This window comes from Mesorhizobium sp. M0830 (genome assembly GCF_040319965.1).
Taxonomy (GTDB): Bacteria; Pseudomonadota; Alphaproteobacteria; order Rhizobiales; family Rhizobiaceae; genus Mesorhizobium.
Window position 1 is genome coordinate 47,866 of record NZ_JAMYOR010000022.1, and the last position, 15,612, is coordinate 63,477.

Annotated in this window: 13 protein-coding genes; 2 read left to right on the forward strand and 11 right to left on the reverse strand. The window is 64.1% G+C overall.

Annotated elements, in window-relative coordinates; genetic code table 11:
* Positions 1-14 precede the first annotated feature (14 nt).
* A complete protein-coding gene (locus NKI20_RS15520) occupies positions 15-473 on the forward strand; it encodes a hypothetical protein (RefSeq protein WP_352606438.1) in 459 nt (152 codons plus the stop codon).
* Between the two features lie 149 nt (positions 474-622).
* Here the strand turns inward: NKI20_RS15520 and NKI20_RS15525 are convergent, their stop codons facing one another.
* The 11 genes from NKI20_RS15525 to NKI20_RS15575 form a co-directional block, all read right to left on the reverse strand.
* Positions 623-880 carry a BrnA antitoxin family protein gene (locus tag NKI20_RS15525; RefSeq protein ID WP_352606440.1) on the reverse strand — a complete coding sequence of 86 codons (258 nt, stop codon included), beginning with the start codon at positions 878-880 and terminating at the stop codon, positions 623-625.
* Positions 881-1,025: 145 nt separating this feature from the next.
* On the reverse strand, positions 1,026-3,896 hold the full coding sequence (locus NKI20_RS15530) for a nitrate reductase (protein WP_352831739.1): 2,871 nt from the start codon (positions 3,894-3,896) through the stop codon (positions 1,026-1,028).
* A 3-nt stretch (positions 3,897-3,899) separates the two neighbouring features.
* Positions 3,900-4,229: a nitrite reductase small subunit NirD gene (gene nirD / locus NKI20_RS15535; RefSeq protein WP_352606443.1), complete on the reverse strand. Its 330-nt coding sequence runs from the start codon at positions 4,227-4,229 to the stop codon at positions 3,900-3,902.
* Between the two features lie 5 nt (positions 4,230-4,234).
* On the reverse strand, positions 4,235-6,685 hold the full coding sequence (gene nirB / locus NKI20_RS15540) for a nitrite reductase large subunit NirB (protein WP_352831740.1): 2,451 nt from the start codon (positions 6,683-6,685) through the stop codon (positions 4,235-4,237).
* A gap of 20 nt (positions 6,686-6,705) precedes the next feature.
* Positions 6,706-8,007 (reverse strand): MFS transporter, encoded by a 1,302-nt coding sequence (locus NKI20_RS15545; RefSeq protein WP_352831742.1) that lies wholly within the window; start codon positions 8,005-8,007, stop codon positions 6,706-6,708.
* A 58-nt stretch (positions 8,008-8,065) separates the two neighbouring features.
* A complete protein-coding gene (locus NKI20_RS15550) occupies positions 8,066-8,263 on the reverse strand; it encodes a hypothetical protein (protein ID WP_352831744.1) in 198 nt (65 codons plus the stop codon).
* A 375-nt stretch (positions 8,264-8,638) separates the two neighbouring features.
* Positions 8,639-9,436 carry an ABC transporter ATP-binding protein gene (locus NKI20_RS15555; RefSeq protein ID WP_352831746.1) on the reverse strand — a complete coding sequence of 266 codons (798 nt, stop codon included), beginning with the start codon at positions 9,434-9,436 and terminating at the stop codon, positions 8,639-8,641.
* A gap of 11 nt (positions 9,437-9,447) precedes the next feature.
* The gene (gene ntrB, locus NKI20_RS15560; protein ID WP_352606453.1) at positions 9,448-10,338 is read right to left on the reverse strand and encodes a nitrate ABC transporter permease; all 891 of its coding nucleotides are present in this window, start codon (positions 10,336-10,338) and stop codon (positions 9,448-9,450) included.
* A gap of 127 nt (positions 10,339-10,465) precedes the next feature.
* Positions 10,466-11,782 carry a CmpA/NrtA family ABC transporter substrate-binding protein gene (locus NKI20_RS15565; protein WP_352831748.1) on the reverse strand — a complete coding sequence of 439 codons (1,317 nt, stop codon included), beginning with the start codon at positions 11,780-11,782 and terminating at the stop codon, positions 10,466-10,468.
* A gap of 359 nt (positions 11,783-12,141) precedes the next feature.
* Entirely contained in the window at positions 12,142-13,380 is a 1,239-nt protein-coding gene (locus tag NKI20_RS15570) for a CmpA/NrtA family ABC transporter substrate-binding protein (RefSeq protein ID WP_352831788.1), read from the reverse strand.
* A gap of 2 nt (positions 13,381-13,382) precedes the next feature.
* A complete protein-coding gene (locus tag NKI20_RS15575) occupies positions 13,383-13,985 on the reverse strand; it encodes an ANTAR domain-containing response regulator (RefSeq protein ID WP_023759600.1) in 603 nt (200 codons plus the stop codon).
* Positions 13,986-14,560: 575 nt separating this feature from the next.
* On the opposite strand from NKI20_RS15575, the gene NKI20_RS15580 reads away from it, so the two are divergent.
* Positions 14,561-15,610, forward strand: coding sequence for a PilN domain-containing protein (locus NKI20_RS15580; RefSeq protein ID WP_352831751.1), 1,050 nt, complete (start codon positions 14,561-14,563; stop codon positions 15,608-15,610).
* Positions 15,611-15,612 lie beyond the last annotated feature (2 nt).

Sequence of the window (15,612 nt, forward strand, 5' to 3'; positions counted from 1 at the left end):
GAGGCTATCATATCATGTTGCGTATACAAGCATATACAAAGTACTTCAGCTGCGCTGCTGATGGCATCATTCGCCGCAGGAGCACCCTTGTCGTCAATGTCGACGGCACATTTTATTTGGCCTCGAACCGGACGCAGGTCTTAACTTTCGCGGCGTGGGTTTTTACATCCCTTGGCGTCTGCAAACCATTGACGCTTGAGGAGGCTCCTTTGCAGCAGCAACCAGACTCTGTCGCCGCCCGCCGATTGGGCATTCTCATCGAGCAGTATGTGGAAGCGCGCAAAAAGCGCCACGACTATGTGTCGACCGAACACGCCTATCGGGCCATCCGGCAGGTCCTCAAACCCGCCATTCCCGATCGCGAACTTGACGACATGGTCGCCTCGCATGCTGTCAAGAAGGGTTTGGCAGTCGTTTTCGACCGCCAGACCAAAGCGTCCGCCGATGATATTCCTCCGGGGATCCGGTCTTAGATCAACGCATGCCTGCCGGCGCGTCAGGCCGCCGACCAATAAGCGCCGGCGTCCGCGCCCGGTTTGTCGAATACAGGACGGTTGTCCTGTTCTGCCATGCCGCGCAGAAAATCGCCAAGGATGCCGCGACCTTTGCGACGCAACGGTCTCTACTCGTCTTCCGAACCGCCGGCAGTCGGCTTGCCTTCTATCACCTGCCGCAAGGCGTCGTTGATGCGATCCTGCCAGCCGGGTCCATCCTCCTGGAAATAATCCAGAACGGCTCGGTCGATCCGGATCGAAACAAGCTCCCTGACACCTGGAGCGGCCGAGGGCTCACGAACCGGAGCAGCCGGCTTCTTCACCGGCTTGAAGGCGGCCTCGGCGGCCGTCATCGGATTTGTCGGTCGGCGCGGGGGATTAGCCATTGGGTGACCCTGACTGAAGAGGATTCGTGCTCGGTGCTGCACGCTTGTGCCATCTTAGCCCAACTGGCGCCGCGGCGCAGATCCTTTTGGTTTCGAGCGGGCGGCAGCGGTCGGGCGCACTCTTCGCGGCCCGCTCCGGCGCTCGTCACTCGGCTGCCTGAAGAGTTTGTGCGTCGACGATAACCCTGATTTCGGCGCGGCAGGAGCCGCAATTCGTTCCGGCATGCAGCGCCGCGCCGATTGCCGCGACGCTGCCGCAACCCTGGCGCACCGCTTCCGCGATCTGGTTGGCGCCGACGCCGAAACAGGAGCAGACGATGGCGCCGCGGTCGGCGTCGATCCCGCCGGGCCGCCCGGCCACGATCGCCAGCCTGCCGCGCCGGTCGACATGATCGGCACTCAACTGTTCCGCCGCCCAACCACGCGAAACGGCAACCGGACCGGGCGCGACGAACAAGGCCCCGGACAATTGATCGCCGTCGAAGGCAGCGATGCGATGCTGGCCGGCGTCGCGGTCATGATAGGCGAGGATTTCGGCGCCCGGTGACGTGCCGAACAAGGAGCCGGCGAAGCCGGCCCAGTCGATGTCGTCATCGCCAAAGGCAAGCTCGACCCGCCAGCCGCCTTTGCATTTGGCCACGGCCCAGTAGCCCGCCTTGTCGGGCTCCGGCCTCTGCCGCGTCACTGCGAAGCCGAAGGCTTTCGCGGCGAATTTCTCGATGCGCGCCGCGACATGTTTCAGCGCCGGCTGGCCGGAAATCGGGTCGGTCAGCGGCGCGGTCAGCGCATCGAGCCTGCCCTTTGCCGCAAACTGATCGGTCCAATGCATCGGTGCAAACAGGCTGCCCTGGCGCTGGCGCGCCGTCACCAGCGCGCGCACCAGTACCTCGCCGCGCGGCGTGGAAACGCGTGCGATGTCGGCGTCGCCGATGCCGTAAAGCGCGGCATCCGCCGGGTGGATTTCGACGAAGGGCTCGGCGATGTGCTGGGAAAGCCGCGGGCTTTTCCCCGTCCGCGTCATGGTGTGCCAATGGTCGCGGATACGGCCGGTGTTGAGGATCAGCGGATAGTCCGGGCTGGTGCGGATTTCTGTAGTGGGGCGGATGGCAATGAAGCGCGCCTTGCGGTCGGGTGTGTAGAAATTGCCGTTGGCGAAGAAGCGGGTAGTGGAAGGGCCAGGTGCGGCGTGAGCACTCTCCTCTGGCTGACGTCCAGCTTGAACACCCCCCTCTGGCCTGCCGGCCATCTCCCCCGCAAGGGGGGAGATTAGCGGTTCAGGCGTTGCCGCCATTCTTGCCACGTTGGTGATTGGCGAAGGCAGGGATGCCGTCTGATCTCTCCCCTTGCGGGGGAGATGGCCGGCAGGCCAGAGGGGGGCGCCTTGGCTCGGCGCCGGCCACTGGAACGGCTCAAGCGCCTCATACGCCTCCGCATCAACCCCGGCATAAGCTCCAATATCGAAATCCCGCGCACCATCGTTCTCGAACCCCGACAGCGCGGAATGCTCCGCAAATACCTCCGCCGGCGTGGCATGGGAAAACGCCTCGCCAAAACCCATCCGCTTGCCGACCTCGGCAACAATCCGCCAGTCCGGCAGCACTTCTCCGGGCAGGTCCAAAAAAGCACGCTGGCGCGAGATGCGACGCTCGGAATTGGTGACGGTGCCGTCTTTTTCGCCCCAGGCGGCGGCGGGCAGCCGCACATGGGCGTGGCGCACGGTGTCGGTCTGGGCCAACACGTCCGACACCACGACGAACGGGCAGCCCTTGATTGCCGCTTCGACGGCGTCGGCGTCCGGCATCGAATCGACCGGGTTGGTGGCCATGATCCACAGCGCCTTGATCCGCCCATCGGCCAGCGCCTGGAACATCTCGACCGCCTTCAGGCCGGGCTTTCGGGCAATGGTCGGTGCATTCCAGAATCGCTGCACGCGATCGCGATGTTCCGGGTTTTCGACTTCCATGTGGGCGGCCAGCATGTTGGCCATGCCGCCGACCTCGCGGCCGCCCATGGCGTTGGGCTGGCCGGTCACCGAAAATGGCCCTGCCCCGGGCTTACCGATGCGGCCGGTCGCGAGATGGCAGTTGATGATGGCGTTGACCTTGTCGGTGCCCGAGGATGACTGGTTCACGCCCTGGCTGTAGACGGTCACCGTTTTCGCGGTCGCCGAAAACAGGCTGTAGAAGCGGCCAAGCTCGTCCTCGCTCAGGCCCGTGGAGGCGGCGACCTCGGCAAGGTCGGACGCGGAGGCTGCGAAAAGAGCCTGCCCGAAGCCGGTCGTATGAGCCGTGATATAGGGGCGGTCGAGCGCATTGTGCTGGCCGAGATAGGCCAGCAAGCCAGTGAACAGGGCGACGTCGCCATCCGGCGCGATCGCCAGGTGCATGTCGGCGATGTCTGCGGTCATCGTGCGACGCGGATCGACCAGCACGATCTTCATCTCCGGCCGCTTTTCCCGGGCCGCCGCGATGCGCTGGTAGAGCACGGGATGGCACCAGGCGAGGTTGGAGCCGACCAGCACGATAAGGTCGGCAAGCTCCAGATCCTCGTAGGTTCCCGGCACCGTATCGGCGCCGAAGGCACGGCGATGGCCGGCGACCGAGGAGGCCATGCACAGGCGCGAATTGGTGTCGATGTTGGCCGAGCCGACAAAACCTTTCATCAGCTTGTTGGCGACGTAATAGTCTTCGGTCAGCAACTGGCCGGAGACATAGAAGGCAACCGAATCCGGGCCGTGCTCGGCGATGGTTTGCGAGAAGGTCGAGGCGACGAGGTCGAGCGCCTCGTCCCAGCCGGCGCGGCGGCCGTGGATCTCCGGATGAAGCAGCCTGCCGTCAAGGTCGACGGTCTCGGCCAGTGCCGAACCCTTGGAGCAGAGCCGGCCGAAATTGGCCGGATGGTTGGGGTCGCCGCGGACGGACACTTGCCCATCCGCGGCGACCTTCGCCAGCACGCCGCAGCCCACCCCGCAATAGGGGCAGGTGGTCCTCACCTCGCGCGCTTCTTCAATTTCCATGTGTCAGGCCGCGCGGCTCGCCAGCGCTTCCAGCGCAATGAACAGATGCTCGCCCTCGACCCGCACTGGAATGGTCCGCACCGCGCCCTCGTCAGCGCCGAGCGCCTTGCCCGTCTCCAGCGAAATCACCCAATTGTGCAAGGGACAGGTCACGGCCGTGCCATGCACGATGCCCTGGCTGAGCGGTCCACCCTTGTGCGGACAATGGTCATCGATGGCGTAGACCTGATCGTCGGCGGTGCGGAAGACAGCGATTTTCCCCTCGGGCGTGGCGACGCAGCGGGCGCCGCGGCGCGGGATGTCGGAGATGGAGCCAATGGCGATCCAGTTCATGATTGTCACTCCGCCGCCTGCGCAAAGCCGACCGAGGCCATCGGCCGGAATTCGTGCTTGTCCTTGCCGGACACGCGCTCCGACCATGGATCGACCTGGGCGAATTTCTGGCTGAAGACGAAGCGGTCGTAATAGGCCTTGCGCTTGTCCCCATCGTCCATGATCTGGCGCTTGATCTCGGGGATGCCGACGCGCTTGGCCCATTTGTAGATGCGCTCGAGATAACGGCCCTGCTCCCGGTACATCTGTGTCAGCGCCACGATGTGCTCCAGCGCCTCGTCCTCGGTCTTGACCAGTCCGAGCACTTCGGTGCCCTTGATGTCGAGGCCGGCAGCCCCGGCAAAATGGATCTCGTAGCCACTGTCGACGCAGATGACGCCGACATCCTTGCAGGTCGCCTCGGCGCAGTTGCGCGGACAGCCCGACACCGCCATCTTGACCTTGGCCGGGGTCCACGAGCCCCACATGAATTTTTCGATGCGGACGCCAAACCCCGTCGAATCCTGCGTGCCGAAGCGGCACCAGTCGGAGCCGACACAGGTCTTCACGGTGCGCAGGCCCTTGGCGTAGGCATGGCCCGAGACGAAGCCGGCCTGGCCGAGATCCGCCCACACGGCCGGCAGGTCCTCCTTGCGGATGCCGAGCATGTCGATGCGTTGGCCGCCGGTGACCTTGACCATCGGGATCTCGAACTTGTCGACGACGTCGGCAATGGCGCGCAGTTCGGCAGCGTTTGTGACACCCCCCCACATGCGCGGTACCACCGAATAGGTGCCGTCCTTCTGGATGTTGGCGTGGACGCGCTCGTTGATGAAGCGCGACTGGTAGTCGTCGGCATAGTCGTCCGGCCAGTCGCAGACGAGATAGTAGTTGAGCGCCGGCCGACATTTGGCGCAGCCGCAAGAGGTCTTCCATTCCAATTCCTGCATGACCGCCGGAATGGTCTTCAGGCTCTTGGCCTTGATCAGCCGGCGCACCTCGTCATGGCCAAGCGTCGTGCAGCCGCACATCGGCTGCACCGCCGCCGGATTGTATTTGTCACCGATGGTCAGCACCATCAGCTTCTCGACCAGCCCGGTGCACGAGCCGCAGGAGGCCGATGCCTTGGTGTGCGCGCGCACGTCGTCGAGTGAGGTCAGGCCCTTGGCCGTGATCGCGCCCGTGATCTTTCCCTTGCAAACGCCGTTGCAGCCGCAGATTTCCGCATCATCCGGCAAGGCTGCAACGGCCGCCATAGGGTCCAGCGGGGCACCCCCCTGGTAGGACTGGCCGAAGATGAGCGTATCGCGCATCTCTGAAATATCGGTCTGCTTCTTTTTCAGATCGTTGAACCAGGCGCCGTCGGCCGTCTCGCCATAGAGCACCGTGCCGATGATGCGGTCGTCCTTGAGCACCAGGCGCTTGTAGACGCCGGCGGAGGCATCGCGCAGCACGATCTCCTGGCGGTCATCGCCCTCGGCGAAATCGCCGAGCGAGAACAATTCGATGCCGGTGACCTTGAGCTTGGTCGGCGTGTCCGAATGGATGAAAGCCGCAGCCTCGTCGCCGGCGAGCTGGCTGGCTGTCACGCGCGCCATTTCGTAGAGCGGCGCGACCAGCCCATAAACCTGACCGTTGACCTCGGCGCATTCGCCGAGCGCGTAAATATCGGGGTCGTTGCTGCGCATGCCGGCATCGACAACGATGCCGCGATTGACGGCGATGCCGGCTTCCTTGGCGATTGCGGCGTTCGGTCGGATGCCGACCGCCATGACCACCAGCGTCGCCGGAATGATGGTGCCGTCGGCAAGTTCCACCTGCTCGACCTTGCCGTTGCCGGTGATGGCTTGGGTGTTGGCCTTGGTGATGACCTTGATGCCGCGCTGCTCCACCGCACGCTGCAAGAGGTAGCCGGCGGCCGGATCGAGCTGACGCTCCATCAATGTCGGCATGACATGCAGCACGGTGACGTCCATGCCTTGCGCATTCAGCCCGGCTGCCGCCTCCAGGCCGAGCAGGCCGCCCCCGATGACAACGGCCTTGGCCCGCGACTGGGCGGCAAGCATCATCGCCCGGACGTCATCCAGATCGCGATAGGTCAGCACGCCCGGCAGATTGTGGCCCGGCACCGGGATGATGAACGGCACCGAGCCGGTGGCGATAACAAGCTTGTCATAGGGCTCGGTGACGCCATGATCGGACGTGATGGTCTTGGCCTCCCGGTCGATGGCAACGATCTTGTGGCCCTTGTAGAGGGTGATGTTGTTGGCGATGTACCAGCCGTCGCCGTGGATGATGATCTCCTCATAGGCCTTCTCGCCCGACAGAACGGGCGACAGCATGATGCGGTCGTAATTGACGCGCGGCTCGGCGTTGAAGATGGTGACCTGGTAGCGGCCGGGGGCCTTTTCCAAGAGATGCTCAAGCATGCGCCCAGGGGCCATGCCGTTGCCGATGATGACGAGTTTTTCGGTCATATTCCTGATCCGCTCCGGTCTCACTCAGCCGCGTATGAAAGGGCTGGGGCTTCGGCAGATGCCGCACGCTCCATCCGCCGAATGCTGAACTGCATCCAGGCAAAGCAAGCGACGACGATGACAAAGAGCAGCATGAAGCAGCTCGACCAGACGCCCGTGAGGTCGTTGAGCGCGCCGAAGGCAATCGGCAGGACGAAACCGCCGAGCCCGCCGATCATGCCGACAACGCCGCCGACTGCGCCAACGCTGCCTGGATAGTAGGCCGGTATGTGCTTGTAGACGGCAGCCTTGCCGAGGCTCATGAAGAAGCCGAGTACGCTTGCGACGGCGATGAAAGCAACCGGCCCGATGGCGAAGTGGAAGGCGATCGGCCCGGTAATGCCGTGCACGATATAATCCGTGGGCGGCAGCGACAGGATCAACGTCGCGACGGACGACACCGCAAAGGTCCAATAGAGCACGGTGCGAGCGCCGATCCGATCGGAAAGCACGCCGCCATAGGCGCGGAAGACACTCGCCGGGATCGAATAGGCTGCGCCGATCATGCCGGCGGTCGCGATGCCGAAGCCGTAGACGCCGATCAAGTAGCGCGGCAACCACAGCGACAGTGCCACGAACCCGCCAAAGGCGAAGAAGTAGTAGAAGGCGAAGCGCCAGACCTGCACGTTCTTCAGCGGCGCGAATTCCTCCCAGAACTTTCTCGCCGGTGCCGCCTTGCCGGCGCGGCGCTCACGAATGACCGGGTCGTCGCCCGTCGTGAACCAGAAAACGACGGCCATGACGACCAGCGCGGCCGCCCAGATCAGCGCGACCGACTGCCATCCCCAGGACAGAAGCACGAACGGTGCCAGGAACTTGGTGACCGCGGCCCCGACATTGCCGACACCGAAAATGCCGAGCGCCGTACCTTGCTTGCCGGCAGGGAAGAAGCGCGAGACATAGGCGACACCGACGGCGAAGGAGCCGCCGGCCAGCCCGACGCCGAGCGCGGCGATCAGCATCTGTCCGTAGGTGTGCGCGAAAGCCAGCAGGAAAGTCGCGACCGCCGCCGCAAGCATGGTCGCGGTGTAGACCAGCCGTCCGCCAAAGCGGTCCGTCCAGATGCCGAGCAGCATGCGTACGAGCGAGCCGGTGAGAATTGGTGTGCCGACGAGCAGGCCGAACTCCGTCTCGTTCAGCCCAAGCTCCGTCTTTATGCGGATGCCGATGATTGAAAAGATCGTCCACACCGCGAAGCAGACGGTGAAGGCGATGGTGGACATCATGAGCGCCTGCCGGGAAGCATTGTCCTGGCTCGGCGCGGCTGGGAGATTTGCGGTCATTATCAGGCTCCGGTTTGCGGCGTGGGAGGCACCGCCCTTGTCTGTTCGTTCGCGGCTGTCAGCGGCGCGGCATCGGCGAACTGGTTGAAGCCGACCTTTGCGCGGTCGCCTCGAGACCCTTGCCGTCAGTCTTGGCGCCTGCGGGAAAGAGAAAGAGCGCAGCGGTGAACAGCGCCGCCGTCAGCGCGCTGCTGGCCAGAAAGTCGCGGCGCGCGAAGTCCGCGAGGGACGCGCCAGTACCGATCCGTTTCGTCATCGTCGTCTCCGGTTGGGCGCCGCTTGGGACCAGCGCCGTCGATTGCGTGTTCGGTCAAAACAAAAAAGCTGCCGGCCAGGCCGCCGCGTCCGTCTATCCGGGACCGCATATTGGCCTGAGCAGCAGCTTTGCTTGTGGCGCCCGCCATTGGACGCCGTGTCACTTTGGCCCTTGCAGGCCTACATTCTGAGAAGCAGGAAGCGTGCCAATTCGACGGCGATCTGAATTATCAAAAGAAATCAATGCGAACCGCAGCCGCGCGACGTTTGACCAAGCCCGGCAGCGGATCAAAGATTAGTCAGAATGCCTTGCACAGCAGCATAATATTTGTGCAATGCGGTATACTGCCCATTGCCGATGCAGATTGTTTTTCGGTCACTCCGCTGCTTCGACGAAGCGGTGGCGTTCGTAGAGGAACTTCAACACCGCCTCGCGGCAGCGCAGGAAGGTGCGGTCGGAAGAGAGTTCGACGCGGCGGCGCGGCCGGGCCAGCGGCACGGCAAGCACCTCTCCAATGGTCGCCGCCGGGCCGTTGGTCATCATGACGATACGGTCGGAGAGCAGCACCGCCTCGTCGACATCATGGGTGATCATGATCGTCGTCGAGCCGAGCCTGGAATGGATGTCCATCACCGCGTCCTGCAGATGGGCGCGCGTGAGCGCGTCCAGCGCGCCGAACGGCTCGTCGAGCAGCAGGATCTTCGGCTCCATGGCCAGCGCCCGGGCAATGCCGACGCGCTGCTTCATGCCGCCGGAGATTTCCGCCGGGCGCTTGTCCTTGGCATGCGCCATCTGCACGAGATCGAGATTGCGCATGATCCACTCATGCCGCTCGGCCCTGCTCTTCGAGCGACCGAAAACCTTCGACACGGCGAGGTTGATGTTTTCGTAGACGGTCAGCCACGGCAGCAGCGAGTGGTTCTGGAACACCACGGCGCGTTCGGGTCCGGGGCTGTCGACCTCCTTGTCCTCGAGCAGCACGGCGCCGGCGGACACCTTGGTCAGCCCGGCGATCAGGTTCAGCAGGGTCGACTTGCCGCAGCCGGAGTGGCCGATGATGGAGACGAATTCGCCCTTGTCTATGGTCAGCCGGATGTCCTTCAGCACCTCGCTGACCTGGTTGCCGCGGGCGAAGGATTTGTCGATATGGTCGAGTTTCAGATAGGCCGTCATCGCCCCTCTCCTCACTTTGCCGTTGTGCCGCGGGTGACGAAGGCGCCGACCGCCGCGACCAAACGGTCGAGGCAGAAGCCGGTGACGCCGATATAGGCGAGCGCGACGATGATGTCGGGCAGCCGCGACGAGTTCCACGCGTCCCAGATGAAGAAGCCGATGCCGACGCCGCCGGTCAGCATTTCGGCGGCGACGATGGCGAGCCAGGACAGGCCGATGCCGATCCTCAAGCCGGTGAAGATGTAGGGCGCGGCGGCCGGCACCATGATTTTCACGAAGAACTCGAACTGGTTGAGCCGCAGGATGCGCGAGACGTTGCGGTAATCCTCGGGGATGTTGCGCACGCCGACGGCGGTGTTGATGATGATCGGCCAGATCGAGGTGATGAAGATGACGAAGATCGCCGACGGGCTGGAATCGCGAAACGCGGCCAGCGACAGCGGCAGCCACGCCAGCGGCGGCACGGTACGCAGGATCTGGAACACCGGGTCGAGACCGCGCATCGCCCAGATCGACTGGCCCACCAGCGCGCCGAGCGCCACGCCGACGATCGCCGCCAGGCCGAAGCCGATGGCAACGCGCTGCAGCGAGATCAGCACGCGCCAGGCGAGCCCGATATCCTGCGGGCCATTGTCGAAGAACGGATGCGCGATCAAATCGTAGGCCTCGTTCCACACCTGACTCGGCGGCGGCAGGCTTGATGTCGGCGACGAGCAGGCGATCTGCCAGACGACCAACATGATGGCGATGACGATGGCCGGCGGCACCAGCGCCCTGGCCAACTTGCCAGCGATGGCGAGCAGATCGAAGCGGCGCCGCGCCTTGGCGGTGAAAGCGATCACCGCCGCAGGTTTCGCGGGGAACGCCTTCACCTTTGTGTCCTCGATAGTCTGGATCGACATGTCTGGGAAAAACTCCGTGGTCGGGATTTGCGACAAGCGGCGCGAGCGCCGCTTGCGTGCGGCAGCGGCGCAAGCGGCGCCGTTGCACTTGCGATCGACAAACGGCGCACTGCGCCGTCTGCGGCGGTCAAGCCGAGGCCTTGATCTTCAGGCTGTCGAGATAGGCGGACGGGTTGGCCGGATCGAAGACCTTGCCGTCGAAGAAGGTCTCGACGCCGCGCGACGACGACGCCGGGATGTCGGCTGCCGCGACGCCAAGGTCCTTGGCCGCCTCGCGCCACAGATCCTCGCGGTTGACCTGGTCGACCAGCGCCTTGAGATCGGTGGTCGGCGCGAATTTGCCCCAGCGGATGTTCTCGGCGAGGAACCAGGTATCGTGGCTCTTGAACGGATAGGAGACGCCGCCTTTCCAGAACTTCATGTAGAGATCGGTGCCGTTGGCGACGCGGCCGTTGCCGTAGTTGATGTCGCCCTTGAGGCGGCCGATGATATCGGCGACGGGCACGTTCATCCATTGCCGCTTGCCTATGATGGCGGCCATCTCGTCCTTGTTCTCGCTGGCCTCGCACCATTGCTGGGCTTCCATCACGGCCATCAGGATCGCCTTGGTGGCGTTCGGGTACTTCTCGATGAATTCGGCGCGCAGGCCGAACGCCTTTTCCGGGTGCCCCTTCCACAATTCGCCTGTCGTGGCAGCGGTGAAGCCGACGCCCTGGTGGACGAGTTGCTCGTTCCATGGCTCGCCGACACAGAACACGTCCATGTTGCCGACCTTCATGTTGGCCACCATCTGTGGCGGCGGCACGACGATGGTCGAAACGTCCTTGTCGGGATCGATGCCGCCGGCGGCCAGCCAGTAGCGCAGCCACAAATCATGCGTGCCGCCCGGGAAGGTCATGGCGGCCTTGATTTCTTTGCCGGCCGCCTTTTTGGCGGCGAAGGCGTCCTTCAGCTTCGAGGCATCGAGGCCGACACCGGTGCCGGCATATTCCTGGGCGACCGAAATGCCCTGGCAGTCGTAGTTGAGCCGCGCCACGATCGCCATCGGCATCGGCTGGTTGTTCTGCGTCACCTTGCCGGTGTGCATGAGATAAGGCAGCGGCGTCAGGATGTGAGCACCATCGATGCCATTGGCCGCGCCGCCAAGCATCAGATTGTCACGTGTCGCGCCCCAGGAGGCCTGTTTGAGCACCTCGACATCGGGCATGCCGAACTTGGCGAACAACCCTTTCTCCTTGGCGATCATCAGCGGAGCCGCATCGGTCAGCGCGATGAAGCCGAGTTTGGCGCCGGTGACTTCCGGAGCGGCCGTTGCGGCATAGGCGCCGGAGGGCAGCAGCGCACGCGCGGCCGCCAGGGTTGCCGCGGTGGCAGCACTTGCCATCAGGAAATTGCGGCGAGTCATACCCTCGAGAGGGGCTTCGGTCTTGATGCGTTTCGTCATCATCGTCTCCCGTTGGGCACTGCTTGGGATCAGCGCCGTTGATTGCGTGTTCGATCAAAACAAAAAAGCCGCCGGCCAGGCCGCGCGCGTCCGTCCATCCGGGATCGCGTGTTGACCTGAGCGGCAGCTTTGCCTGTAGCGCCCGCCATTGGACGCCTGTTCCGTGACCCCGAGAAGAGTCTGCCTATTACAAAGCAGGAACCATGCCAGTTTTGGGATGGATAACAAACATCAATGAGATCAATGAGATGCCACAATCGTCGGCGCGCCGGCCCGCCGGGCGAGCAAGCCAAAGATTGTTCATTAGCGCTGGTGCACGCACAACTTTTGTGCAATGCACAAGAGTGGCGCGGAAATGATCAGTCGTTCGTGTGAGCCGACTTCTGTCCGGCAATATAGGCGTCGATCTCAAGGGGATCGAAGATCTGGCCGTCGAAGAAACCGTCCGGGCCGAGCACCAGGCCGGCCCCAGTCGCACCGACCGCGGTTGCTGCTTTGAGCGCGCCCTCGACCTTCGAATTGGCGCCGGGAAGTGCTACGCCAAGCGGCTTCAGCGCCGAACGATAGAGGTCGGGCCGGTAGCAGTCACGGGCGATGGCGAGATTTTCCGGCGTGTGCGCCACATGCCCCCAGCGCACCATCTGCGTGTAGAACCACAGCGCATGACTCTTCCACGGAAAGTTCGCCGCCTTGTCGAAAGGCAGGAAGAAGTCGTCGATATCCAACTCCGCCCCGCCACCCAATTGCAGATGGCCTGTCAGGATCGGCATCTGCATCGCAGGCGGCAGGCCGAGGAAGCCGGCCTGCGCCATCACGGCGGCCAACTCGCCATGGTTGGCCGGATCCTGGCACCAGCGCGCCGAGTGATGCAGCGCGCGCAGCAGTGCCGCCAATGCCGCAGGATTCTCGTCCGCCCAGGCCTTGCGCACGCCGATCACCTTCTCCGGGCTGTTGCGCCATATCTGCGCCTTGACGGTGACGATATGGCCCGTGCCGGCAGCCACCGAGGCGCTGTTCCAGGGTTCGCCGACGCAATAGCCGTCGATCCGCCCAGCGGCCAGCGCGTCGGCCATGAAAGGCGGCGGCACGATGACGATCTCGATCTGCCGCTCTGGATCGATGCCGCAGGCGGCGAGCCAGTAGCGCAGTTCGTAATTGTGCCCGGAATGCGGATGCACAACCGCGAAGCGCAACGGGTCGTAACCGGCCACGGCACGCTCGCGGATGAGCGCGCCAAGTGCCGCACCGGCACGCGCCGGGTCGAGATCGGGTTCGGCGCCATGCGCCGCCATGCCGGCCCAGACGGCGTTGGAGATGGTGACGCAATTGCCGCCGAGCCCGAGCGAAAACGGCACGATGGTCTCCGAAGCGAGCGGCGTCAGCCCGAGATTGCAGGCGAGCGGCATCGGTCCCAGCATATGCGCGAGATGGAAGTGGCCGATGGCGATGCGGTCGCGGATGTTGGCCCAGGACGTCTCGCGATGCAGCGCAAGCTCGATGCCTTCGCGCGCGGCAAAGCCAAGCTCGCCGGCCGCGACCAGCACGGCGCTGTCGAAAAGCGGCATGAAGCCGGCGGTGATCTGGTGCTCGGCGCCCATGCTCATTCGTCCTCCGCCGGTCCCAGCAGCCCGGCGGCAGTCACCAGGCTCTGGGCGATGTCGCCGATCTTGCGGTTCTGGTTCATCGCCGTCTTGCGCAGCAGCGTGTAGGCCGCCTCTTCGGAGAGGCCACGCGACTTCATCAGGATGCCCTTGGCGCGATCGATCACCTTGCGGCTCTCGAGTTCGCCGCGAACTTCTTCCAGTTCGCGCGCCATGCGCGAAAAAGCGTTAAAGCGGCTCACCGCCATGTCGAGGATCGGTTTCACGCGCTCTTGCCGCAGCCCGTCGACGACATAGGCCGAAACGCCGGCGTCGACCGCCGCCTCGATCGAGGCCTGATCGGAACGGTCGACGAACATGGCGATCGGCCGCTTCACCGCGCGCGACAGCTGGAACATGTTTTCCAGCATGTCGCGGTTCGGATTTTCGAGATCGATGACGATGACGTCAGGCTCGATCTCGGCGATCCGCCGCGCAATGCCGCTCACGTCATGGATGACGGTGACCAGCTCATGCCCGGCCTCGCGCAGCCCCGCCTCGATGATCGCGGCGCGGATACGGTTTTCGTCGATCACCAGGACGGCGAGAGAAGTTCGGACCATGCCTGCATTGTGACCAAGCGAAGGAATTGTGCAATGCGGTATGGTCGAACAATCCCGACATTCGCTGAAACCGGCGATTAATGCCGCGCGGCTGAAGTCAGCAGGCCCTGCGACACCAGGCCGTCGTCATGCGCACGGGCGAAGCGCCAGCAGTTCCTTGGCCGTCGCAAGTCTCCTCGACACGGCCTTGCCGGAATCGGAACTGTTGGACGAAACGGCAGTCAGGAACCCGAGGATCGCCGCAAACGCCACGCGGACCGCCTCCACCTGATGCCTCCAACCCTGTATGCCGAACCAGGGAAATGAAAGGGGCTTCCGATACCTCTCAGTCGACCAGTTGCTCAACCATCGACTGAACGAGAACCCGCTTGGCAGGCCGACCGAGAAGTAAAGCAGAGGTGCTCAAGACCAAAAATCGGAATGCCTGCGGTTTCATGTCGTTCTTCGGTCTCAACAAAAGCTGTGACTAATCGGCCTGCCGCGCCTTCGCTAATATCCGCATCAAATCGGCTTTTGTAGTAATCTCATCTTGAAAACCTCGGCCGAGAATCAGCCGGGTTGGCGGGCGGCTGGTTGTGGCGACACTCAACACGCAGGTTCTGGATTTTTTCGACTGGTGGCTCGACGAGCTGCGAGGGGTCCGGGCGCGGCTTGCGCCCAAGCACAGGCAAGCCACCACCTGCGACTGGATCGTCAGCCTGGCCGATGACGGCATCCGCGCCCGCGAGGCCAATGCGCCGGAGTTCCAATCAATCCCGTTGGCGCTCAACGCCTCTTCGGACGAGGTCCTGGCGCTTCTCCAGGGCGGGCCTCGGCGCAAGCGGCCGACCTTCGATATCCGCATTGAGCCCGGGCTGTTCCTGACCAGGCAACTGGCGGCGCGGCGGCTGCCGCTTCGCCAGGCTCGGGACATGGCCGAACTCGACCTCCTGGCCTCGACGCCGATCGATCCGGCGCAGGTGCATGTCGTCTTTGCCAGGCACGCCGAGCAGGACTGCTTCTACCATGTCGTCAAGGCGAAGACGCTTGCTGCGGTGCTCGAAGCGGTCCGCCGGGCTGGTGGATCGGTCCGCTGCCTATCGCTGTTGCAGCCGCACCGCGTGCTGCGGGCCGATCCGCTCAGCCTCGCCGCCGTCTGGCCGCCGAGCGCTGGCGACCGGAGCCGCAGAACTATAGGGATCGCGGCCTGTTCGATCCTGGCCGGAGCCATGCTGGTCACCTTTGCTCACGCGCATTGGCGCAGCTGGCAGGCGGGTGCCGAACTGGACGCGCAGATCGCCGATGCGCAGGTGCAGGCCAAGGCGGCACGCACCTCGCTGCAGAAGCGCCAGGCCGGCATCGAGCAGATCGAAAGAATCCGCCAGGAAAAGAAGACGACGGCGTCGCTGGTCCGCGTCTGGGCCGAGCTGACGCACCTGCTTCCCGACACGACCTGGCTGACCGATCTTTCGGCCAAGGGCGACGACCTGACCATTACAGGCTTTTCGGCCTCCGCCGCCGAGCTGATCCAGCCGCTCGACGCCTCGCCGTTGTTTTCGGCGCCCGAATTCGCCTCGCCCGTGGTCAAGGTTCCCGGCCAGGAGGGCGAACACTTCACCATTACGGCAAAGATCGGAGCGCTCTAGCG

Coding starts and splice junctions, on each gene's coding strand:
- NKI20_RS15520 (WP_352606438.1), top strand. CDS start 15: ATGTTGCGTATACAAGCATATACAAAGTACTTCAGCTGCGCTGCTGAT.
- NKI20_RS15525 (WP_352606440.1), bottom strand. CDS start 880: ATGGCTAATCCCCCGCGCCGACCGACAAATCCGATGACGGCCGCCGAG.
- NKI20_RS15530 (WP_352831739.1), bottom strand. CDS start 3,896: ATGGAAATTGAAGAAGCGCGCGAGGTGAGGACCACCTGCCCCTATTGC.
- nirD (WP_352606443.1), bottom strand. CDS start 4,229: ATGAACTGGATCGCCATTGGCTCCATCTCCGACATCCCGCGCCGCGGC.
- nirB (WP_352831740.1), bottom strand. CDS start 6,685: ATGACCGAAAAACTCGTCATCATCGGCAACGGCATGGCCCCTGGGCGC.
- NKI20_RS15545 (WP_352831742.1), bottom strand. CDS start 8,007: ATGACCGCAAATCTCCCAGCCGCGCCGAGCCAGGACAATGCTTCCCGG.
- NKI20_RS15550 (WP_352831744.1), bottom strand. CDS start 8,263: ATGACGAAACGGATCGGTACTGGCGCGTCCCTCGCGGACTTCGCGCGC.
- NKI20_RS15555 (WP_352831746.1), bottom strand. CDS start 9,436: ATGACGGCCTATCTGAAACTCGACCATATCGACAAATCCTTCGCCCGC.
- ntrB (WP_352606453.1), bottom strand. CDS start 10,338: ATGTCGATCCAGACTATCGAGGACACAAAGGTGAAGGCGTTCCCCGCG.
- NKI20_RS15565 (WP_352831748.1), bottom strand. CDS start 11,782: ATGACGAAACGCATCAAGACCGAAGCCCCTCTCGAGGGTATGACTCGC.
- NKI20_RS15570 (WP_352831788.1), bottom strand. CDS start 13,380: ATGGGCGCCGAGCACCAGATCACCGCCGGCTTCATGCCGCTTTTCGAC.
- NKI20_RS15575 (WP_023759600.1), bottom strand. CDS start 13,985: ATGGTCCGAACTTCTCTCGCCGTCCTGGTGATCGACGAAAACCGTATC.